This window comes from Amycolatopsis jejuensis (assembly GCF_000717335.1).
GTDB classification, from domain to species: Bacteria; Actinomycetota; Actinomycetes; order Mycobacteriales; family Pseudonocardiaceae; genus Amycolatopsis; species Amycolatopsis jejuensis.
In genome coordinates this window covers 80170-102404 of the sequence record NZ_JNYZ01000018.1, presented here as the reverse complement: position 1 = coordinate 102404, position 22235 = coordinate 80170, and the positions used below count along the sequence as shown (strand labels likewise).

The 22235-nt window shown below is 69.9% G+C and carries 18 protein-coding genes and 1 pseudogene; 11 read left to right on the top strand and 8 right to left on the bottom strand.

What is annotated here, in order from left to right; translation table 11 throughout:
- Positions 1–900: 900 nt before the first annotated feature.
- The gene (locus tag OO71_RS24690) at positions 901–2253 is read right to left on the bottom strand and encodes a TrpB-like pyridoxal phosphate-dependent enzyme (protein WP_033292255.1); all 1353 of its coding nucleotides are present in this window, start codon (positions 2251–2253) and stop codon (positions 901–903) included.
- 226 nt (positions 2254–2479) lie between these two features.
- Here OO71_RS24690 and OO71_RS24685 point away from each other — a divergent pair, with 226 nt between their 5' ends.
- Together OO71_RS24685 and mtnA are read left to right on the top strand one after the other, a co-directional pair.
- Complete coding sequence (locus OO71_RS24685; RefSeq protein ID WP_033292254.1) at positions 2480–3259, top strand: PIG-L family deacetylase; 780 nt, start codon at positions 2480–2482, stop codon at positions 3257–3259.
- A gap of 714 nt (positions 3260–3973) precedes the next feature.
- Entirely contained in the window at positions 3974–5020 is a 1047-nt protein-coding gene (gene mtnA, locus OO71_RS24680; protein WP_033292253.1) for an S-methyl-5-thioribose-1-phosphate isomerase, read from the top strand.
- Here the strand turns inward: mtnA and OO71_RS24675 are convergent.
- Together OO71_RS24675 and OO71_RS24670 are read right to left on the bottom strand one after the other, a co-directional pair.
- A complete protein-coding gene (locus OO71_RS24675; RefSeq protein ID WP_211260597.1) occupies positions 5017–5232 on the bottom strand; it encodes a ferredoxin in 216 nt (71 codons plus the stop codon). The genes mtnA and OO71_RS24675 overlap by 4 nt on opposite strands.
- A 2-nt stretch (positions 5233–5234) precedes the next feature.
- Positions 5235–6425 carry a cytochrome P450 gene (locus OO71_RS24670; RefSeq protein ID WP_033292251.1) on the bottom strand — a complete coding sequence of 397 codons (1191 nt, stop codon included), beginning with the start codon at positions 6423–6425 and terminating at the stop codon, positions 5235–5237.
- A gap of 156 nt (positions 6426–6581) precedes the next feature.
- On the opposite strand from OO71_RS24670, the pseudogene OO71_RS52965 reads away from it, so the two are divergent.
- Positions 6582–6716: pseudogene (locus OO71_RS52965) on the top strand (S-methyl-5-thioribose-1-phosphate isomerase); the annotation flags it as partial.
- On the opposite strand, the gene OO71_RS24665 reads toward OO71_RS52965, so the two are convergent.
- From OO71_RS24665 to OO71_RS24650, 4 genes are all read right to left on the bottom strand, one after another.
- Positions 6673–6888: a ferredoxin gene (locus OO71_RS24665; protein WP_211260596.1), complete on the bottom strand. Its 216-nt coding sequence runs from the start codon at positions 6886–6888 to the stop codon at positions 6673–6675. The pseudogene OO71_RS52965 and the gene OO71_RS24665 sit on opposite strands and share 44 nt — an antisense overlap.
- Positions 6889–6890: 2 nt before the next feature.
- Positions 6891–8081, bottom strand: a complete 1191-nt coding sequence (locus OO71_RS24660) for a cytochrome P450 (protein WP_033292249.1) — start codon at positions 8079–8081, stop codon at positions 6891–6893.
- Positions 8082–8176: 95 nt separating this feature from the next.
- The gene (locus OO71_RS24655) at positions 8177–8572 is read right to left on the bottom strand and encodes a hypothetical protein (protein ID WP_033292248.1); all 396 of its coding nucleotides are present in this window, start codon (positions 8570–8572) and stop codon (positions 8177–8179) included.
- Positions 8569–9081 carry a MarR family winged helix-turn-helix transcriptional regulator gene (locus OO71_RS24650; protein ID WP_211260595.1) on the bottom strand — a complete coding sequence of 171 codons (513 nt, stop codon included), beginning with the start codon at positions 9079–9081 and terminating at the stop codon, positions 8569–8571. The genes OO71_RS24655 and OO71_RS24650 overlap by 4 nt, the downstream gene beginning before the upstream one ends.
- An 86-nt stretch (positions 9082–9167) precedes the next feature.
- On the opposite strand from OO71_RS24650, the gene OO71_RS24645 reads away from it, so the two are divergent.
- From OO71_RS24645 to OO71_RS24620, 6 genes are all read left to right on the top strand, one after another.
- Positions 9168–10625, top strand: coding sequence for an FAD-dependent monooxygenase (locus OO71_RS24645; RefSeq protein WP_033292246.1), 1458 nt, complete (start codon positions 9168–9170; stop codon positions 10623–10625).
- Complete coding sequence (locus OO71_RS24640; RefSeq protein WP_033292245.1) at positions 10625–12043, top strand: MFS transporter; 1419 nt, start codon at positions 10625–10627, stop codon at positions 12041–12043. The genes OO71_RS24645 and OO71_RS24640 overlap by 1 nt, the downstream gene beginning before the upstream one ends.
- A gap of 140 nt (positions 12044–12183) precedes the next feature.
- The gene (locus OO71_RS24635; protein ID WP_051792093.1) at positions 12184–12441 is read left to right on the top strand and encodes a hypothetical protein; all 258 of its coding nucleotides are present in this window, start codon (positions 12184–12186) and stop codon (positions 12439–12441) included.
- 121 nt (positions 12442–12562) lie between these two features.
- Positions 12563–13777, top strand: coding sequence for a cytochrome P450 (locus tag OO71_RS24630; RefSeq protein WP_033292244.1), 1215 nt, complete (start codon positions 12563–12565; stop codon positions 13775–13777).
- Positions 13778–13833: 56 nt separating this feature from the next.
- Positions 13834–14385 (top strand): TetR/AcrR family transcriptional regulator, encoded by a 552-nt coding sequence (locus tag OO71_RS24625; protein ID WP_033292243.1) that lies wholly within the window; start codon positions 13834–13836, stop codon positions 14383–14385.
- Between the two features lie 98 nt (positions 14386–14483).
- Positions 14484–14735 carry a hypothetical protein gene (locus OO71_RS24620; protein WP_033292242.1) on the top strand — a complete coding sequence of 84 codons (252 nt, stop codon included), beginning with the start codon at positions 14484–14486 and terminating at the stop codon, positions 14733–14735.
- Here OO71_RS24620 and OO71_RS24615 read toward each other — a convergent pair whose 3' ends face one another.
- Positions 14736–15362 (bottom strand): YigZ family protein, encoded by a 627-nt coding sequence (locus OO71_RS24615; RefSeq protein ID WP_033292241.1) that lies wholly within the window; start codon positions 15360–15362, stop codon positions 14736–14738.
- A gap of 558 nt (positions 15363–15920) precedes the next feature.
- On the opposite strand from OO71_RS24615, the gene gltB reads away from it, so the two are divergent.
- Both gltB and OO71_RS24600 read left to right on the top strand, forming a co-directional pair.
- Entirely contained in the window at positions 15921–20465 is a 4545-nt protein-coding gene (gltB, locus tag OO71_RS24605) for a glutamate synthase large subunit (protein WP_033292239.1), read from the top strand.
- Positions 20458–21909 carry a glutamate synthase subunit beta gene (locus OO71_RS24600; RefSeq protein WP_033292238.1) on the top strand — a complete coding sequence of 484 codons (1452 nt, stop codon included), beginning with the start codon at positions 20458–20460 and terminating at the stop codon, positions 21907–21909. Before gltB ends, OO71_RS24600 begins: the two co-directional genes overlap by 8 nt.
- Positions 21910–22235: the final 326 nt, after the last annotated feature.

Here is a 22235-nt window from a genome sequence, read left to right as displayed (position 1 = left end):
AACGTCGGCCCGCCGACCCAGCTGTCCTCCGTTTCGGCGCAGCCGCCTCACCGTCAGCGCAGCCGCTCCACCGTCAGCGCAGCCGCCTCACTGCCAGTCCGGCCGCCGCACCGCCAGCCGAGCCGCCTCGCGGTCAACCCAGCCGCCTCGCGGTCTATGCAGCCGCCTCGCGGTCAGCGCAGCCGCTCCACCGTCAACCCAGCGGCCTCACTGTCCCCAGCTGCCCACCATCAGCGCAGCCACCCACGCTCAGCAGAACCGCTCACCGCCAGCGGTAGGCGCCCCTTGGCGCAGCCGCCCCATTCCGAACGCAGCCACTCGCCCTCCGCGGCACGGCCTCGACACAGCTACGCACCCTCAGCCACGCACCCGCCCTCAGCGGAGCGCCACGTCTCCCCGCAACCACCCGCTCCCAGCACAGCCACCCAGCGCCAGCACTCACCCGCCGGGGCAGACAGCCCTCGCCACGACCACCGCCCTCCGCACGACCACCACCCTCCGCGCAGCCGCACGCCTTCGGCCCGTCCGTCCACCGTCAGCACGGTCGCCCGTCCGCCACACGGCCGCCCATCCTCGGCACGGCCATTCGCCCTCCGCGCAGCCGCCCGTCCGCTACACAGCCGCCCATCCTCGGCACGGCCACTCGCCCTCCGCACAGCCGCCCATCCTCGGCACGGCCACTCGCCCTCGGCACGGCCATTCGCCCTCCGCGCAGCCGCCCGTCCGCTACACAGCCGTTCGTCCGCACAGCCGCTCGTCCAACGCACAGCCGCGCGCCCTCCGCACGGGCGCCCACCGTCAGCGCAACCGCACGGCCGCCCACCCAACGCACGGCCGCCCACCCTCCGCGCAGCCGCCCATCCACCACCGCAGGCCCGCAGCGGCCGGTCCGCCACCGCGTTACGGAAGCGCCGCCAGGGATTCCTCCAGTGCCGTTTCCGGGAGCTCGTTGTCGACCATCTCTCCTGCCAGGTAGGCGCCGTACGCGGGCAGGTCCAGGTGGGCGTGTCCGCAGAGTGCCGTCAAAATCACCTTCTCTTCGCCGGTCTCCTTGCAGCGCAAGGCTTCTTGAATGCACGCGGCAAGAGCGTGCGTGGGTTCGGGCGCGGGGATGATGCCTTCCGTGCGGGCGAATTGCACGCCTGCCGCAAAGCATTCCTGCTGGCCGACCGCGAGCGCTTCCATCAGGCCGAGCTCGTAGATGTGCGAGATCAGCGGCGACATCCCGTGATAGCGCAGACCACCGGCGTGGATCGGGTCCGGGATGAAGCCGTGGCCCAGCGTGTGCATCTTCAGCAGGGGCGTGAGACCGGCGGTGTCGCCGAAGTCGTACGCGTAGCGGCCGCGGGTGAGAGTGGGGCACGCCGCCGGTTCGACGGCCCGGATCACCGGGTTCATCCGGCCCGCCAGTTTCTCGCGCAGGAACGGGAACGCGAGCCCGCCGAAGTTGGAGCCGCCGCCGGTGCAGCCGACGAGGACGTCCGGGGTGTCACCGGCCATCTCGAACTGCCGGAGTGCTTCCTCGCCGATGATCGTCTGGTGCAGCAGCACGTGGTTGAGCACGCTGCCCAGCGCGTACCGGGCTCCCGGGTCCGCCGCCGCCTGTTCGACCGCCTCGCTGATCGCGATGCCGAGGCTTCCCGTGGACTGCGGGTCCGCCGCCAGGATCGCCCGGCCGGACGCCGTACGGTCCGACGGGCTCGGGTACACCGTCGCCCCGAACGTCTCCATCATCAGCTTGCGGTACGGCTTCTGGTCGTACGACGCGCGCACCTGCCAGACCTCGCACGACAGCCCGAACGTCGCGCACGCGAACGCGAGCGCACTACCCCACTGACCGGCACCGGTCTCGGTGGTGAGCCGCGTGACGCCCTCGGCTGCGTTGTAGAACGCCTGCGGCACAGCGGTGTTCGGCTTGTGCGAGCCGACCGGGCTGACGCCCTCGTACTTGTAGTAGATCCGGGCCGGCGTGCCGAGGGCCTTCTCCAGCCGGCGGGCGCGATAGAGCGGGGACGGACGCCAGAGCCGGTAGACGTCCAGGACCTCCTCGGGAATGTCGATGTAGCGCTCGCTGGTGACCTCCTGCTCGATGAGCGCCTGCGGGAACAGCGGCGCCAGGTCCGCAGGCCCGATCGGCTCGCGGGTACCCGGGTGCAGCGGCGGGGGCGGGGGCTCGGGCAGGTCCGGCACCACGTTGTACCACTGCGCCGGGAGATCGGCCTCGTCCAGGATGTACTTCGTCCGTTCTGTCATGACGCCTCCTCGGTCAGCGGACCCCAACTTAAGCCGCCGTGGCCGGAGAAGCCAAGCGCGAGACGGAGCGAGGGGTCCCCTCGTACCGCTGGAGCGCGAGGTCCACCCGTGTGGGCGACGGGTCGACGGCAGCCGAGTGTCCACAGTGGATTCACGGCACGGATTTCCCGGATCCGGTTTCCGGCGGGCACCGGTTTTTGTCGGTGGCGGGCGGTAGGTTCTCGGTATGGCGACTTTGGTGACGTTCCACGCTCATCCGGACGACGAGTGCATCATGACCGGCGGCGTGATGCGCAAGGCGGCCGGCGAGGGGCACCGGGTGGTGCTCGTGGTGGCCACGCGCGGGGAGAATGGCGAGATCCCCGAGGGGCTTCTGGCGGACGGCGAACAACTCGCGGATCGGCGCGTGCAGGAAACGCAGGCAGCGGCAGAGGTGCTGGGTGTCGCGCGCGTGGAATTCCTGGACTACCGGGATTCCGGGATGATGGGCGACCCGTCCAACGACGAGCCGGGCACGTTCTGGACCGCGCCCGTCGAGGAAGCAGCGCAACAGCTGGCGGCGATCCTGCGCGAGGAGTCTGCCGACGTGCTCACGGTGTATGACGACTTCGGCGTGTACGGCCACCCCGACCACATCCAGGTGTACCGAGTGGGGATGCGGGCGGGCGAACTCGCCGGCACACCGCGGGTTTACCAGGGGTCGGCCAACCGGGATCGGATCCGCGGTGCGGCCGAAGCCTCCTCGTCCGCCGACGCCGCGGGTGCACCGGACGGTGAGATGTCGATCGGAAAACCGGAAGCAGAACTGACCGCGGCAGTCGACGTCACGGCATACCTGCCGTTCAAACGCGCGGCCATGCGCGCACACCGCAGCCAGATCAGCGAGGAGTCGTTTTTCCTGACCCTGCCGGACGACAAGTTCGGCGAAGCATTCGGCACAGAGTGGTTCATCCGCGACGGCGAAGGACCGGGGGTGACGGAAACGGATCTGATGAAGGGCCTGTGATCGGGTTCGAGTGGGGTGGCTGAGCGGGACAGGTTGAGCTGGGCGGCCGAGCTGGCTGGACCGGCCGGGCCGGGCTGGACGAGGTCAGGTTGGGCCGACGAGGTCGGGTTGGGCCGGACATCTCGGGTCGGCCGGGCCAGTCAGGCCGGGTCAGGCTGGACCGGGCTGGACGAGGTCGGGTTGGGCCGGGCACGTCGGGTCGGCCTAACCGGGTCAGGTCAGGTCAGGCCGGGCTGGGTCGGCCGGGCCGGGTGGGTCGGGACTGGATTGGGCAGGGCCGGGTCGGGTCGGCCGGACCGGACTGACCGCGCCGAGTCGGACGCATCGCATTGGTCGGGTCCATACGGGTCGGCTTGGGCAGGCAAAGCCCGGTTGGATGGGGCCGGGTCGAGACGGACTCATCGGGCTCGGCCAGGTCCCCGGGCCAGTTGACCGTGCCGGGCCGGACGCGGCGAGTTGGCTAGGCCAGGCTAGGCCAGGCGGTCCCGAGGTCAGGCGGGCCAGGTCAGGCCAGGCGGTCCCGAGGTCGGACGGACCAGGCCGGGCGGGCCAGGCCAGCTCGGCCAAGTTCGCTCGGCCGGGGCCGGCTGACCCAGGGCTGACCGCGCCGCGGTGGATGCGTCGGGCGAGTTGCGTCAGGTTTGGCGGGCCGGGGGTAACCCTGGCGGGGTCGGGAGTCAGGGTGTCATCGAGGGGCGGAAGGTAGGAGGGCGCATGCGTAGGACGGTCGACTGGGTCGATGGGGCCATTGTGATCATCGACCAGGTGGCTCTTCCGGGCGAGTACCGCACGCTCACCTTGCGTACGGTCACCGAACTGGTCGAGGCGATTCAGCGGCTTGCCGTTCGTGGTGCGCCTGCGTTGGGGGCGGCTGGGGCGCTTGGGGTGGCGCTCGCTGCGTACGCCGGCGACGTCCGGGGAGAGCGGACCGCGGACGTCCGGAACCGGCAAGCAGCCGACGCTCGGAACGATGCCGGGCACACCACCGACATCCGGAAAGAAGCCCGGCGAATCGCACGCGCTCGGCCGACCGCGGTCAACCTCGCCTGGGGTGTCCAGCGCGCGCTCGACCATCTCCACCAAGGACCCGCAGCGGTGCTGGCCGAGGCCAAAGCCATGCTCGACGAGGACGAGCGGCGCAACCGAGCCGCGTCCGAAGCAGCGGCGGAAGTGGTCCTCAGCCATTGCGGAAGGCGACCCCTGCGATTGCTCACGCACTGCAACACCGGCCACCTCGCCACTGTCGCGTGGGGGACGGCGCTCGGGGTCGTCTGGCATCTTCACGAGCGGGGGCTCGTGGAATCCGTGCTGGTCGACGAGACCCGGCCGCTGCTGCAAGGGTCCCGGCTCACTGCGTGGGAGCTAGAGCGCGCCGGGGTTCCTTACCGGGTGCAGGCGGACGGGGCGGCGGCTTCGGCGATGGCCAGGGGGCTCGTCGACTGTGTCCTCGTCGGGGCTGATCGGATTGCCGCCAACGGGGACGTCGCCAACAAGATCGGGACCTACAGTCTCGCCATCGCCGCCGCGTATCACGGGGTGCCGTTCGTGGTCGTCGCGCCTACGTCCACTGTGGACGAATCACTCGCCACCGGCGCGGACATCGCCATCGAAGAACGCAGCAACAGCGAACTCACCGAGTTCGCCGCAACTCAGATCGCTCCCGACGGAGCGCATGCGTTCAACCCGGCATTCGACGTCACCCCGGCACAGCTCATCACCGCCGTCGTCACGGAGGACGGGGTGCGCACACCCAAAAGCTAAGGCCGCGGCCCTACTACCTCCGCCCCGTTCCGCACCGTGATCGCCATCGCCGGACAGGAATCCGCCGCGTCCAGCACCGTCTCACCCGGCTCCACCGAGCCGGCGATTGCGCGCGCCACCGGGCCGTCCAGCGAGAACTCCTCCGGCATCAGGGCCGCGCACATCCCGCTCCCGATGCACGTGTCCCGATCCACTTCCACTTGCCAGGTCATCGTCACCATCCCACCGGCATCACATACGGCCCGCGTACCAATGTTTCCGTCTTCCAGCCGATATCGCCCGCCACGTGCAAACCCGGCATCTCCCTCGTCAACGCCCGCAACGCTTCCTGCAGTTCCAGCCGAGCCAGCGGGGCGCCGATGCAATGGTGCACGCCGTGCCCGAAAGCCAGATGATGGTCGTCCTCGCGGTCGAACCGCAGGTCATCAGGGGCACTGAACTCCAGGGCATCCCGGTTGGCGGCCGCGGGCGCCACCACCACCGCTTCCCCCTTCCGCACGACCACGTCGCCCACCTCGACATCTGCCACCGCGTATCGGGGGAAGAGAGCGCCGAAACCCAGCGGCACGAACCGCAGCAGCTCCTCCACCGCGGCGGGGATCAGCGACGGGTCAGCGCACAACCGGTCCCACTGTTCACGCTGGCCCAGCAAGGTATACACGAAGTTGGGGATTTGGGAGGCCGTCGTCTCGTGCCCGCCGACGAGAAGGATCATGCACAGATCGAGCATCTCCCGCTCAGTGAGCCGGTCCTGGACGTCGCGCGCCTCGATGAGCGCGGTGATCAGGTCATCCTGCGGCTCGGCGCGACGCTCGGCAATCAAGCCGGCGAAGTACTCCCGCAGCTCCCCGATGTTGCCTTCCGCTTCCTCGACGGTCATCTTCGACGTGGACAGCGCGACGTCGCTCCACTTGCGGAACTGCGGCCGGTCCGCCACCGGCACCCCGAGCAGTTCACAGATCACCGCAACCGGGATGGGCAACGCGTAAAGATCCACCAGGTCAGCAGGCTGGCCGTGCTGCCGGAGCCCGTCGATCAGCTCATCGGCCAGCCGGGCCACCCGCGGCCGCAGCAGCTCGACCCGCCGCATCGTGAACGCCTTCGCGACCAGCGTCCGGAGCCGGGTGTGATCGGGCGGGTCCATCGACAGGATGTCGCCGGGGCTGATGTGTTCGATCAGCCGCGGCGAGTCCCGTTCGTACGCCATCGCGCGGGAGAACCGCTGGTCCCTCAGCACCAGCCGGGCGTCGGCGTAACGGGTCGCCAGCCAGGCGGGCTCGCCGTACGGCATCTGGATACGGACCATTCCCGCAGTCTCGCGCGCCGCCGAATAGGCCTCACTGATCTCGAGCCCGGCGTCCTCGTTGAAGGGGTACGCGACCGGCTCACCGTGTGCGGTGGTCATGGGGGCGGCTCCTCGCTCCGTTTGTAAGCATCGGCTTACGTCTACGTTTCGTTAATACCGTGCCCTCTGACCTGCTGTCCACTCACTTGCCCGCACATGCACCGACCGTGGCCCTTAACGGCGCGGTCGCGGCTAGAGCGCCGGGAAACCGAGTACCCACAAGGGGCGCGAGTGTCCAACCCGGCTTTCGACGTCACCCCGGCCGAGCTCATCACTGCCGTGGTCACCGAAAACGGGGTGCGTACGCCTAAAGCCGCGGGCCCACCACGTCCGAGCCGTTCCGTACCGTGATCGCCATGGCCGGGCAGGAATCCGCCGCGTCCAGCAGCGTCTCATCGGGTTCCACCGAACCGGCGAGCAGGCGCGCCACCGGGCCGTCCAGCGAGAACTCCTCCGGCATCAGCGCCGCGCAAATCCCGCTCCCGATGCACGTGTCCCGATCCACTTCCACTTGCCAGGTCATCGTCACCATCCCACCGGCATCAGATACGGGCCACGCACCAGCATCTGGGTCTTCCAGCCGATGTCACCGGCCACGTGCAGGCCCGGCATCTCCCTCGTCAACGCCCGCAACGCTTCCTGCAGTTCCAGCCGAGCCAGCGGGGCACCGAGACAATGATGCACACCGTGGCCGAAGCCGAGATGACGATTGTCCGCGCGGTCCAGCGCCAGCGCCTCCGGGCAGTCGAACTGCAGCTTGTCCCGGTTGGCCGAGCTCATCGCCACCAGCACCGGTTCCCCTTCCCGGACCATCACGTCACCCACCTGCACGTCTTCCGTCGCATAGCGGGCGAACCCGGATGCCGCACCCAGCGGCACGTACCGCATCAGCTCCTCCACCGCGGCCGGGATCACCGACGGGTCGGCGCACAGCCGCTCCCAGTGTTCGTGTTCCTCCAGCAACGCGTACACGAAATTCGGGATCTGGCTCGCCGTGGTCTCGTGCCCGGCAATGAGGACGGCGATGCACAGCTCGACCAGCTCGAGCTCGGTGAGCCGGTCCCGCTCGTCCCGGGCTTCGATGAGCGCCGTCATCAGGTCGTCCTGTGGCTTCGCCCGGTGCTCGGCGACCAGACCGGCCATGTACGCCTGCAGTTCGTCCCGGCTGCGTTCGGCTTCCTCCGGGGTGAGCCGCGTGGTGGACAACGCGGCGTCACTCCACTCGCGGAACTGCGGCCGGTCCGCCAGCGGGACGCCCAGCAGCTCGCAAATCACGGCGACCGGGATCGGCAAAGCGTAGAGATCCACCAGGTCAGCCGGCTGACCGTGCTGCCGCATCTCCTCGATCAACCCCTCCGCCAGCTCGGCCACCCGCGGCCGCAGCTGCTCGACCCGGCGCATCGTGAACGCCTTCGCGACGAGGGTGCGCAACCGGGTGTGATCGGGCGGATCCATCGCCAGGATGCCGCCCGAACCCCGGAACTCGACCATCCGCGGCTCGTCGCGCTCCCGCGCCATCGCCCGGGAAAACCGCTGGTCGCCCAGTACCAACCGGGCGTCGGCATACCGCGTGGCCAGCCAGGCGGACTCGCCGTGCGGCATCCGGACGCGGACCATCCCCACGGCCTCCCGCGCCTCCGCATATGCCTCGTCGAGAGCGAGCCCGGCCTCCTCGTTGAACGGATATGCGAACGGCTCGGGGTGCGTGATGGTCATACCGGCCTCTCCTCAGGGTCAGTTTGTAAGCCGCTGCTTACATCTCCCTTTCGTTGATACCGGGCAGACCGCACGCTGTCCAGTCGCCCCACTCGTCAGGGACGCGGCCGCAGCAAGGCCACCCCCAATGCCAGCGCGCTCGTGGACGCCACGTGGATCGCCAGCGCCTTGCGGTTCGGCGCCCACACGCCCGTCGTCGGACCGCCCGACCACATCGCCGCGACGAAACCGCCTGCCGCACAGGCCATCGCCCGCCACAGCGCCGGTGACCGTCCGGGACCCGCGGTGAGTGCGCTGCCGACCGCGCCGAACGCTCCGGCGGTGATCAGCGCCTCGCGCGCCATGTGGTACTGCACGTGTCCCTCGCCGTGCCGGACCTCCGGTGCGCGGTAGCTCGGATCGGTGATGTGCGTGACGGTCTGCCACACCGACGGGGCGGCAGCGACGGCGCCGGCCACGATCGCGGCGGCTCCCAGGGTCTCGCGCTTCATGATGCGTCCTTTCCCTTGAAGTGGTGCGAAACCCGCCGCAGCGCGTCGTTCACCACGTCGATCGTTTCTTCGTCGAGCACCTTCGCGATCTCCCGCTCGACCTCGGTCTTGAGCCCGAACGAAGCCACCGCCCGGCGTTCGCCCTCGGCGGTGAGGGACACGAGTACCGAGCGCCGGTCGCCGGGGTCCTTGTCCCGGCGGACCCAGCCGCGGTCCTCCAGCCGGGTGATCCGGTGCGTGACCGACCCCGACGTGAGCTCGACCGCCGACATCAGCTGCCCGGCGCTGAGCCGGTGCTCCGGCGCGCGCTTGAGCGCGGCCAGCACCTCCAGCTCCCACAGCTCGATCCCGTGCCCGGAAAGCTCCCGGCGCATCGCCAGCTCCAGCTGATGCGCCACCCGCCGCAGCCGGTAGGCCATCGCCTTCGCCGCCAGTACGTCCTCTTCGCCGCCCGCCCGCCGGACCGACTCCACCAGGTCGTCGACTGCGTCCTGTGACGATGTGGTCACAGCCACACGTCCTCTTCTCTCGACATCAAGACGGTCAGATAATACCTTGATGTCAAGATAGTTCGCCGGGGTACGGAGGGGACGCCATGGAGATCGAGGTCGCAGTGATCGGGGCCGGGCCGGTAGGAATGGCGACGGCCGCGTTGCTGCATCGCGCGGGGGTTGCGGTGCAGGTTTTCGAGGCGAAGCCGGAGCGCGTGCAGCAGTCGAAGGCGACCACGATTCACCCCCGCACGCTGGAGGTTCTCGACTGCCTGGCGGATGGCGCGGTGACCGAGCGGATGGTCGAAGCAGGCAACGCGGTCCCGGCCGCGCACTTCGCCGCTCTACCCGATCGGCTGAGCTACGAGAAGCTCGACACCTCGTTCCCCTTCGTCCTCCAGCTGCCGCAGCCCGAAACCGAGCGGCTGCTCGCCAGGCACCTGGCCGAACAGGGCATTCCCGTCGAATTCGGGTGGAAATTCACCACCTTGGACCAAGACGACGAAGGCGTCACCATCACGTCCGGTGCCGGCACCCGGCGGGCGCGGTACGTCGTCGGCGCGGACGGGGCGCACAGCGCGGTCCGGCACGCGCTCGGACTCGGTTTTCCCGGCAGTCCCGCATCGTGCATGGGCTTCCTCGCCGACGTCCGGCTCGCCCGGCCCCCGGCGAAACCGCACAACTGGGACCTCGAACGCGGCTCGTACAGCGTCCTCCCGCTGCCCGGCGGCGTGTACCGCGTCTTCGGGAACGAACTGTGCGACACCGGCCTGACGCCGGAAGACGCCGCGCGGCGCCAAGCGGAAATCCCGAGTGCGGCGGAGCTGCGCGACATCCTCGGCCGGCTGGCGGGCGACGACCTCTGTCTCACCGAGGTGCTCTGGACTTCCCGCGCCGGCGACACCACCCGGCATGCCGACAGTTACCGCGCAGGCCGGGTGTTCCTCGCCGGCGACGCCGCGCACGTACATCTGCCCGCAGGCGGCCAGGGACTCAACGTCGGCGTGCAGGACGCGGCCAACCTCGCGTGGAAGCTCGCCGCCGAGGCAAGCGGCCGGGCGCCGCGCCGGATCGTCGACGGACCGCAGTCCTACGACGCCGAGCGCCGTCCGATCGCCGCCCGGCTCGCGGCGAACACGCTTGCCCAAGCCGGGCTGATGGTCACCTTCACGCCCGCCGGAAAAGCCTTGCGAGACATGATGTCCGGGCTCATCTGCCGCGACGGCGACACCGCCGACGAGCTGCGCGGCTGGCTGTCCGGGCTCGACGTGTCCTATGCCGCGCCGGACGGCGGGCTCGGCGGCCGCCGGGTACCCAACCTCCCGCTCGCCCACGGCGGAACCCTGCACCGCGCACTGCAGCCGGACCGGCTCACGCTCGTCGCGCTCGGCCCGGTGCCGGAAACCCGGCCGCACGGGGAGGTCGTCCGTTCGCTGCGGGGCTGGGAAGGCGCGGCGGCCGTCCTGGTGCGCCCCGACGGTTACGCGGCGGCGGCCTGGAGCGCCGAGAATCTGAGCGACGAAGCCATTGCCGCCGAGATCGCCGGCTGGGAGGCACGCTGATGGGAGTCGACACCGCGCGGAGAAGATTCGGCGTCCTCGCGATCCTGTGCTCGAGCATCCTGGTCGTCGCGATGGACAACACCATCGTCAACGTCGCGCTCCCGGCCATCCGCAGCGACCTCGGCGCGTCGATCAGCGGTCTGCAGTGGACAGTCGACGCGTACACGCTCGTGCTCGCGTGTTTCCTCATGCTCGCCGGGGCCACCGGGGATCGGTTGGGGCGCAAGCGGATCCTCCTGACCGGGCTGGTCCTCTTCGGGCTCGGGTCGCTGCTGTGCAGCCTCGCGCCGTCGATCGGCTGGCTGGTCGCGGCACGGATCGTGCAGGCGCTCGGCGGCGCGATGCTGAACCCGGTCGCGATGTCGATCATCACCAACGTCTTCACCGACCCCGGCGAGCGGGCGCGCGCCATCGGGGTGTGGGGCTCGATCGTCGGGATTTCCCTCGGCGTCGGCCCGGTGCTCGGCGGGGTGCTCACCGAGGGCATCGGCTGGCGGGCCATTTTCTGGGTCAACGTCCCGGTGGTGCTCGCCGCGCTCGTGCTCACCGCGCGGTACGTGCCGGAGTCGCGGGCCGCGCGGTCCCGCCGTCCGGACCCGGTCGGGCAGGCCCTCGTCGTGGTGCTGCTCGGTTCGGTGGTGACCGCGGTCATCGAAGGACAGCGCCTCGGCTGGGGATCGCCGTTCATCCTCGGCCTCTTCGGCATCGGCGTCGTCGCGCTGATCGGGTTGATCCGCTGGGAAATCCGCCGCCGGGAACCGCTCATCGAACTGCGGTTCTTCCGGAGCGCGCCGTTCTCCTCGGCCACGGTCAGCGCGGTGTGCGGGCTCGCCGCCTTCGGGACGTTCCTCTTCCTTTCGCCGCTCTACCTGCAGGAGGTCCGCGGGCTCTCGGCGCTGCAGTCCGGGCTGATGCTGCTGCCGACCGCCGTCGCCGCCACGATCTGTGCCCCGCTGTCCGGCCGGATCGTCGCCGCCCGCGGAGCGCGGATCCCGTTGCTGGCCGCCGGATTCTCGATGACCGCCGTCGCGATCGTGCTCACCACCGCGTCGGTCACCACGCCACTGTGGGTCCTCGCGGTCGCGTACGGCGTGTTCGGGCTGGGCTTCGGGCTGCTGAACCCGCCGATCACCAACGCCGCGGTGAGCGGGATGCCGCTCTCGCAGGCGGGGGTCGCCGCCGCGGTCGCCTCGACGTCGCGGCAGGTCGGGCAGACCCTCGGCGTCGCGATCGCGGGCACCATCCTCGCCGCCGCGGCCGTGCCGCTCGTCGGTTACGCAGCCGCGTGGTGGGCCGTCGCGGGCGGGACGACGCTGATCATCGTGCTCGCGATCGCCGGTACAACGGCGTGGGCGAAGGCCGGGGCCGACCGCGTCGCGCGCCGGTTCGCCGACGAACCGGCCGGGGAACCGGTCTGACCGGAGTGTCCGCCGGGGTAGCACCGATGACTGTAAGTACCCGGCTGCCCGGCAAGCCCTTCCGTTCCGGAACCGGCACGGCCGACCATGGGGTCCCGATCCTCCCAGCGCCGGGAGGCCGAACCGAAGAAGTGATCGCCATGGAGCCGGACACCCTCAACCACCGGGAACACGCCATCCTGCGGGCCGTCGCGGCCGGCCGGGCGGAAATCCTCATCGGCCCGGCCCCGGACCTCGCCGTGGACGGCGGATGGTGCGACCACTCCGCGGTGACCCGCTTGGTCGACGGCGGCTGGATCTGCCCGGTCCGGCCCGGCGTGCTCGGCGACCGCGTCCCGGCCCGGCTCAGCGAGGCCGCCCGGCACGCGCTCGCCGCGCTGCGGCCGCAGTCTGCCTGACCCCTCGGCGCGGCCAGGGCATTCCGGGCAGATCTGCCGCCCTTCCGGCACCGATCGGCCCGGCCCGGTCCGGGTGCCTCCATGGTGGAGGAAGACCCGCCGCCGGACGAGAGGTACCGCCATGGCCCCCGCATCCGCACTCCCCGACCTCCCGGTGGACCGGCCGGCCGGCGGCCCGTTCGACCCGCCCGCCGGTTACGCCGCGATGCGGGACGCCGAGCCTGTCACGCGGATGCGCTGCCCGGCCGGGATCGACGCCTGGGTCGTCACGCGGTACGACGACGTCCGCGCCGTGCTCGCCGACCGCACGCTGAGCTCGCGCGGCGCGTCCTCAGTGCACGTCAAACCGGAGCTCGACCCCGACGAGGAGGTCAAGCCGGGCTCGCTCATCCAGCTCGACGGGCCCGACCACGCGCGGCTGCGCAAGATGGTGCTCGCCGAGTTCACCGTGCGCCGGGTGGAGACCCTCCGTGCCTCGGTGAAGCAGCTGGTCGACGAGCACCTCGACACGATGCTCGCCAAGGGCGGCCCCGCCGATCTGATGCAGGACTTCGCGCTGCCGATCCCCTCGCTGATCATCTGCGAGCTGCTCGGCGTCCCGTATGCCGAGCGCGAGCAGTTCCAGCACCACAGCGGGGCGCTGCTCAGTACCGAGGGCACACCCGAGGACACAAATCGGGCATATGACGCCATTGCCGCATTCCTCGCGGAGCTGTTCGCCGGCAAACAGCAGGATCCGCAGGACGACCTGTTCAGCAAGCTGATCGTCCGCGGCGAGACCACCGGCGACCCGCTCACCCTTCCCGAGCTCGTCCTGCTCGGGCTCAACCTGCTGGTGGCCGGGCACGAGACGACCGCGAACATGATCACCCTCAGCACGCTTGCCCTGCTCGATCACCCCGAGCTGCGTGACCCCGCGCTCGCGGACCCGCAGCGGGCAGCCGAGGAGCTGCTGCGCTACCTGTCGATCGTGCAGTTCGGAGTGGCGAGGTACGCCACCGAGGACGTCCGGATCGGCGAGCGGACGGTCAATGCGGGTGAGTGGCTGGTGGCCGCCCTCAGCTCGGCGAACCGCGACGAGAACTGGTTTCCCGGCGCCGACCGCCTCGATTTCACCCGGGAAGCACCCCGTACGCATGTCGCCTTCGGATACGGCGCGCACCAGTGCATCGGCCAGCAGCTGGCCAGGGTCGAACTGCAGGAAGCGTTGACGGGCCTGTTCCGCCGGATCCCTGATCTGCGGCTGGCCGTACCGCAAGACTCGTTGCAGTACAAGCACAACACGCTCGTCTACGGCGTCCGCGAGCTGCCGGTCAGCTGGGGCTCCCCCGCATAGCCGCCGGCCAGGGCTAGTCTCGTCGGGAACGCGAGCCAGCGACCACGGGAGGCCGGATGGGCGTCGATCCGCACCGACGCGACGCGGCGGCGACGAAGGCCGCGCTGCTCGATGCTGCGGCCGAACTGTTCGCCGAACGCGGCTTCGACCGCACCACGGTGCGCGACATCGCGAACCGCGCCGGGGTCAACCAGGCCTTGCTGTTCCGGTACTTCGGCAACAAGGACGCGTTGTTCGAGATCGTGATCGCCCGCGGCGGTCTTGCCCAGATCGAGACGACCCCGCCGGAGGAGCTTTTCGGGCAAGCGTTGCAGGCCCTTCTCGACGGCGGCAACAACTCCGTCGAGACGTACCTGCGATCCTCCGGCACCGAGCACGCCGACGAGGCATTGCGCGCGCAGGTCGGCGGCGAGTACACCCGGGCGCTGGCCGGGCTCACCGACGAACCGGACGCCGAGCTGCGTGCCGATCTCGCGATGGCCTGGCTGCTCGGGATCGGCCTTGTCCGCTCGATCGTCGGCAAGGACCCGCTCGCCACCGCCACCCCCGAAGACGTCGAACGGCTCGTCACCCCTGCGGTCCGGACCCTGCTCCAGCGCATCCGGTGACAGTCCACAGCGGACGCCCCGAAAGTGTCGCGACATACCCCCGGAAACGGCGCGAAATACGCGACATCGGGCACCCCGCGACGGACACTGGCGGAGTGATGACCGAGCTGAACCACCGGGAGCGGGCCACGCTGAGAGCCGTGGCCGAAGGGCACGCGGAGATCAGCTGCAGCTGCGAACCGGACCTTTTCGTGGACGGGCTGAGCTGCTGCGACCAGGCGACGGTCCGCGATCTCGTCCGCAACGGCCTGATCGAAGCGGCCGCCGAAGGGCCGTGCGGGGGAAGAGTCCCGGCGCGGCTGACTGCCGCGGGCAAGCGCGCATTGGCCGGAAACCCGGTCGCCGCTTGATCATCCGCGTACCCACTCCTCCCCCAGCTCCACCGCGACGGCCTCGCCGCCGGTCAGGTCGGCCAGCCACGCGGTGAACCGGGGCTCCTCGCCCGGCAGCAGGCCCACCTCGAAGTGCGCCGCCGCCTGGAAACGGGTCTCGTGCAGCACGTACGGAGACGTCCGCACGTCGTTCTCCAGCCGGCCGGCTCGCGTGTAGTCCACCTCGATGTCGAAGAGCCGCAGCCGCCGGTACTCCACGAGCCCCACGTGATCGAGCGCCTCCGACACCGCCTGCCCGTACGCGCGGATCAGTCCCCCGGCGCCCAGCAGCACCCCGCCGAAATGACGAGACACCACCGCGACCGTGTCCGTGACCTCGCGGCGGCGCAGCACTTCCAGCATGGGCACGCCGGCCGTCCCGGCGGGTTCGCCGTCGTCGCTGGAACGCTGGGTGCGGCCGTCGGAGCCGAGGACGAACGCGTGACAGTGGTGCCGCGCCGAGGGTTCCGCGCGCCGGCGGGCCGCAATCACCTCGCGGGCGCCCGGCTCGTCGGCGGCCGGGGCGAGGGCACAGAGGAACCGCGAGCGGCGGATTTCGATCTCGTGCAGCCCGGATGCCGCCACGGACAGATAACGATCAGCCATCGGCGCGCCGTCTCATGCCGTCCAGTCAACCAGGTGCCGCGGGTGCACATAAGACGGGCGGGCGCAGGCGTTTACGCAGGTCAGCGGCACCGCTGACCGCTTGGCGGGAGAGACGGCCCGGCATATGGGAGTACCCCGGTGGCCGTCAACGTATGCGTGGCGTTTCCCACGCCCGCGCCACGACGTATGTCGATTACAGCGAATTCACACTATCGTCATAAGACCCGGCGAACCCGGGGACAGCACCACGCGCCCGGCCGGCCCCCACCACTCAGGCCGACCGACGACGGCGCGTGCCTGTACAGCGCCGTGCAGAAAACCGTTCCGCCGCCCATCGCCGTGCGGCTTGGAACCATCCGGCTCCCGGCCTGGTCGTCCGACCGGGCCGCGGTACCCCACGCACCGGGACGCATCGCGGCGTCCCCGAAGGTGCGGCACCGGATGGTTTTCCCTTCTCGACTGACCATCGCGGTTCCGGACCACTTCGTTAACCGGTTCACAGACGAACCTTCGATGGAGTGAGCACGACCGCGCCAACGCCTTGGGAGGCGGCCAGCCGTGACCCACCGTTCCACTTCCGGTTTCAGCACACCGGCCACCGATGGCCTCTACGACCCCGCGTACGAGCACGACGCGTGCGGGGTGGCGTTCGTCGCGGACCTGACCGGCCGCCGGGATCATCAGATCGTGGCGAAAGCCCTGGTCGCGCTGAAGAATCTGGAACATCGCGGAGCGCGCGGGGCCGAGCCGGACACGGGCGACGGCGCCGGTCTGCTGATCCAGGTCCCGGACACGTTCTACCGCGAGGTCGCCGGTTTCGAGCTGCCGCCCGAGGGCAGCTACGCCGTCGGCACCGCGTTCCTGCCGCGCGACGAGCAGCGCCGCGGCCGCGCCATGACCACCATCGAGCGGATTGCCGCCGAGGAGGACCTGCGGGTGGTTGGCTGGCGCGAGCTGCCGGTCGACACCGCGCACTGCGGTCCCACCGCGGCGCAGAGCATGCCGCATTTCACCCAGTTGTTCCTTGCCGGGCGCCGGAACAACCGCGAGGGCCTCGCCCTCGAACGCGCCGCTTTCTGCGTGCGCAAGCGTTCCGAGCACGAGCTGGCCGAGGATGACGTGTACTTCCCGTCGCTGTCCTCGCGCACGATCGTCTACAAGGGAATGCTCACCGAGCCGCAGGTCGAGAAGTTCTTCCTCGACCTCACCGACGAGCGCGTGACGAGCGCGATCGGCCTGGTGCACTCCCGCTTCTCCACCAACACTTTCCCGTCGTGGCCACTGGCGCACCCGTACCGGTACGTGGCACACAACGGCGAGATCAACACCCTCAAGGGCAACCGCAACTGGATGGACGCCCGCGAGGCACTGCTGGAGACCGACCTGATCCCCGGCGACCTCAAGCGGATCTACCCGGTCATCACGCGCGGCGCGAGCGACTCGGCGTCGTTCGACGAGGTGCTGGAGCTGCTCCACCTCGGCGGCAGGCCGCTGCCGCATGCGGTGCTGATGATGATCCCGGAGGCGTGGGAAAACCATCAGGAGATGGACCCGGCGCGGCGGGCGTTCTACGAGTTCCACTCCACGCTCATGGAGCCGTGGGACGGCCCGGCGCTCGTGGCCTTCACCGACGGCACGCAGATCGGCGCGGTGCTCGACCGCAACGGCCTGCGCCCCGGCCGCTACTGGGTCACCGACGACGGGCTCGTCGTGCTCGCCAGCGAGGTCGGCGTGCTGGAGCTGGACCAGGCGAAGATCGTCCGGAAAGGACGGCTGGAGCCGGGCCGGATGTTCCTCGTGGACACCGCCGCCGGGCGGATCGTCGAGGACGAGGAGATCAAGGGCGAGCTGGCTTCCGAGCATCCGTACGACGAATGGGTCGACGCCGGGCTGCTGCGCCTGGAGGACCTGCCCGAACGTGACCGCGAGGTCCCGCTGCATGCCGCACTCGTCCGCCGGCAGCAGGCTTTCGGCTACACCGAAGAAGAACTCGAGACCATCCTCGAGCCGATGGCCCGCAACGGCGCGGAACCGATCGGCTCGATGGGCAACGATTCGCCGCTGGCGTCCCTTTCGTCGCATTCGCGGCCGTTGTTCGACTACTTCATCCAGCTTTTCGCCCAGGTCACCAACCCGCCGCTGGACGCGATCCGCGAGGAGCTCGTCACCGCGCTCGGCACGCAGATCGGCGCGGAGCCGAACCTGCTGGCCGCCGGTGCGTCGTCGTGCCGCCGGATCGTGCTGCCGTTCCCGGTGCTGGACAACGACCAGCTCGCGAAACTGGTGCACGTCAACGACGACGGCGATCTGCCGGAGTTCCAGGCGATCACCGTGATGGGCCGGTATAACGTGCACGGCGGCGGGGACGCGCTGCTGCAGCGGCTGGACGAGATCCGCGCCGAGGTGTCCGAGGCGATCGAGGACGGCGCGCGGCTGATCGTGCTGTCCGACCGCGGGGTCGACAAGGACCATGCGCCGATCCCGTCGCTGCTGCTCACCGGCGCGGTGCACCACCACTTGGTGCGGGAGAAGACGCGTACGCAGGTCGGCCTGATCGTCGAGGCGGGCGACGCGCGCGAGGTGCACCACATCGCGCTGCTGGTCGGGTACGGCGTCGCGGCGGTGAACCCGTACCTCGCGATGGCGACCGTCGAGGAGATGGCGCACCAGGGCCTCATCCCCGGTGTCACGCCGAAGCAGGCGACGGCGAACCTGATCAAGGCGCTCGGCAAGGGTGTCCGCAAGACGATGTCCAAAATGGGCGTGTCCACAGTGGCCTCGTACACCGGTGCGCAGATCTTCGAGGCAGTCGGTCTCGGCACTGAGGTGATCGACACCTGTTTCACCGGAACCACTTCCCGGCTCGGTGGCGTCGGCTTCGGCACCATTGCCGAGGAAGTCTCGTACCGGCATCTGCGTGCCTTCCCCATCGACGGGGTACGGGCGAGTCACCGCGAACTCGAAACCGGCGCGGACTACCAGTGGCGGCGCGAAGGCGAGCCGCACCTGTTCAACCCGCAGACGGTGTTCAAGCTGCAGCATTCCACGCGGGCCGGGAAATACGAGGTCTTCAAGGAGTACACGAAGTCGGTCGACGACCAGGCCGGGAAACTCCTGACCCTGCGCGGCCTTTTCGACTTCAAGTACGGCGACCGGCCGTCAGTGCCGATCGAAGAGGTCGAGCCGGTTTCGGAGATCGTGAAGCGGTTTGCCACCGGCGCCATTTCCTACGGTTCGATTTCGATGGAAATGCACCAGACGCTCGCCATCGCGATGAACCGGCTCGGCGGCAAGTCGAACACCGGCGAGGGCGGCGAGGACCCGGAGCGGCTTTACGATCCGGAGCGCCGGTCCGCGGTGAAACAGGTCGCAAGTGGCCGGTTCGGGGTCACGAGCGAATACCTCGTCAACGCCGACGACATCCAGATCAAAATGGCGCAGGGCGCAAAGCCTGGCGAGGGCGGGCAATTGCCCGGCGGCAAGGTGTACCCGTGGATTGCGAAAACCCGGCATTCCACGCCGGGGGTCGGCCTCATTTCGCCGCCGCCGCACCACGACATCTACTCCATCGAGGACCTGGCGCAGCTGATCCACGACCTCAAGAACGCCAACCCGGACGCACGCATCCACGTGAAGCTGGTGTCCGAAGTAGGCGTCGGCACGGTGGCCGCGGGGGTTTCCAAGGCGCACGCGGACGTCGTGCTCATCTCCGGCCACGACGGCGGCACCGGCGCTTCGCCGCTGTCGTCGATCAAGCACGCCGGTGGGCCGTGGGAGCTGGGGCTGGCCGAAACGCAGCAGACGCTCCTGGCCAACCGGCTGCGCGACCGGATCGTGGTGCAGACCGACGGCCAGCTCAAGACCGGCCGTGACGTCGTGATCGCCGCGCTGCTCGGCGCCGAGGAGTTCGGGTTCGCGACCGCGCCGCTGGTGGTGTCGGGCTGCATCATGATGCGCGTGTGTCACCTGGACACGTGTCCCGTGGGCGTCGCGACGCAGAACCCGAAGCTCCGCGAGAAGTTCAGCGGCAAGGCGGAGTACGTGGTGAACTTCTTCGAGTTCATCGCCCAGGAAGTGCGGGAGTACCTGGCCGAGCTGGGTTTCCGGTCGGTCGCCGAGGCGGTCGGGCACGCGGAGCTACTCGACAAGCGCAAGGCGGTGGAGCACTGGAAGGCCGCCGGGCTCGACCTGTCGCCGATCTTCCACGTGCCGGACCTGCCGCCGCGCGCGGCCCGGCACCAGGTCGTCGCGCAGGATCACGGGCTCGACAAGGCCTTGGACAACACGCTGATCCAGCTGGCCGAGGGCGCGCTGTCGGCCGGGGACAAGGTGCGGCTGGAGCTGCCGGTGCGCAATGTGAACCGGACCGTCGGCACCATGCTGGGCTCGGAGCTCACCAGGAAATGGGGCGGCGAAGGGCTTCCCGACGACACCATCGACGTCACCTTCACCGGTACCGCAGGTCAGTCGTTCGGCGCGTTCGTACCGAAGGGCATCACGCTGCGGCTCCTCGGCGATGGCAACGACTATGTCGGCAAGGGCCTGTCCGGCGGGCGGATCATCGTGCGGCCGCCGAAGGAATCGCCGATCGTTGCCGAGGACCACATCATCGCGGGCAACGTGATCGCGTACGGCGCCACGAGCGGCGAGATCTTCATCCGCGGCCAGGTCGGGGAACGCTTCTGCGTGCGCAACTCCGGCGCGCTGGCCGTGGTGGAGGGCGTCGGTGACCACGGCGGTGAGTACATGACCGGCGGGCGCATCGTGGTGCTGGGCGGGATCGGACGCAACTTCGCGGCCGGGATGTCCGGCGGGGTCGCGTACGTGCTCGACCTGCCTGCGCACCGGGTCAACCCGGAGATGGTCGACATCGACCCGCTCGACAGCTCCGACGTCGACTTCCTCCGCGAAACCATCGAAAAGCACTACAACGAAACCGAATCCGCCGTCGCGCGCGAGCTGCTCGCGGACTGGGACACCGCGGTCGACCGGTTCGGCAAGGTCATGCCGAAGGACTACAAGCGGGTCCTCGCCGCTCGCGTGGCGGCGGAGCGGGACGGGCGGGACGTGAACGAGGCGATCATGGAGGCCGCTCATGGCTGACCCCAAGGGCTTTCTGACCACCACACGCGAGGAACCGAAGCGGCGTCCGGTGGATCTGCGCCTGCTGGACTGGCGCGAGGTCTACGAGGACTTCGCCACCACGCGGCTGGAAAAGCAGGCCGGCCGCTGTATGGACTGCGGGATTCCGTTCTGTCACCAGGGTTGTCCGCTCGGGAACCTCATTCCGGAGTGGAACACGCTGGTGTGGCGGGAGGATTGGCAGCAGGCGGCGGAACGGCTGCACGCCACCAACAACTTCCCGGAGTTCACCGGCACGCTGTGCCCGGCGCCGTGCGAAACCGCGTGCGTGCTGGGCATCAACGACGATCCGGTCACCATCAAGCGGGTCGAGATCTCCATTGTGGACCGGGCGTTCGAAGAGGGCTGGGTCACGCCGCAGGTGGCGGTCGCGAAGACCGGCAAGAAGGTCGCGGTGGTCGGGTCCGGTCCGGCCGGGCTGGCCGCCGCGCAGCAGCTCACGCGGGCGGGGCACAGCGTCGTCGTGTACGAGCGCGCGGACAAGATCGGCGGGCTGCTACGGTACGGCATTCCCGAGTTCAAGATGGAGAAGTCCCGGCTCGACCGCCGGCTCGACCAGATGCGCGCCGAGGGCACGGAGTTCCGGACGTCGGTGAACGTGGGCATCGACGTCACCGTCGAGCAGCTGCGCGCGGAGCACGACACGGTGGTGCTCGCGGGCGGCGCGACGGCGTGGCGCGACCTGCCGATCGACGGCCGTTCGCTGGACGGCATCCACCAGGCCATGGAGTTCCTGCCACCGGCCAACCGGGTCGCGGCGGGCGAGCTGGCGGAGTCGCCGTACTCCGCGGCCGGGCTCGACGTCGTGGTGATCGGCGGCGGCGACACCGGCGCGGACTGCGTCGGTACCTCGCACCGGCAGGGCGCGAAATCGGTGACGCAGCTGGAAATCATGCCGCGTCCGCCGGAGTCGCGTTCGGACGTACACCCGTGGCCGACGTACCCGATGATCTACCGGGTGTCCTCGGCACACGAGGAGGGCGGCGAAAGGCTGTACTCGGTGAACACGCAGGAGTTCCTGTCCGATGCGGACGGCCGGGTGCGCGCGCTGAAGCTGGTGGAGGTACGCAACGAGGGCGGCAAGTTCGTCCCGGTCGAGGGCAGCGAGCAGGAGCTGCCCGCGCAGCTGGTGCTGCTGGCGATGGGCTTCCTCGGCCCGCAGCGCGAGGGCCTGCTCACCGACCTCGGCGTGGAGCTCGACCAGCGCGGGAATGTGTCGCGGGACAAGAACTTCCGGACGACGGTGGACAACGTGTTCGTCGCTGGGGACATGGGCCGCGGGCAGTCGCTGATCGTGTGGGCGATCGCGGAGGGCCGGTCCTGCGCGGCCGGGGTGGACGCATTTCTGACCGGCCGGGCCGTCCTCCCGGCCCCGATCGCGCCGACGGACCGGCCGATCGCCTGAGACCCGGGGCAGGCGCGTCAACGGTGCCGCGCCTGCCCCGATCTACCTGAGCCGCTGCGCCACCGTCGGCGCCACCCGGCCCGGGCTGCTCAGCCTCGGAGCGGGCACGTCAACGTCGCCGTGCTCGCCCGACCATCCGAGCCAGCGCTGGCTGGCCCGGGCTGCTCCAGCCTCGGAGCGGGCACGGCAGCGTTGCCGTGTCTGCTCCGCTTGCCGGGCGGGTGCGACAGCGTCGTCGCACCCGCCCCTTTTCTTGCCCAAGATCACCCACGGCAACAAGATCACCGTCGACCTTGCGCCATCAGGGTGAACTTCCCGCCGCCGGT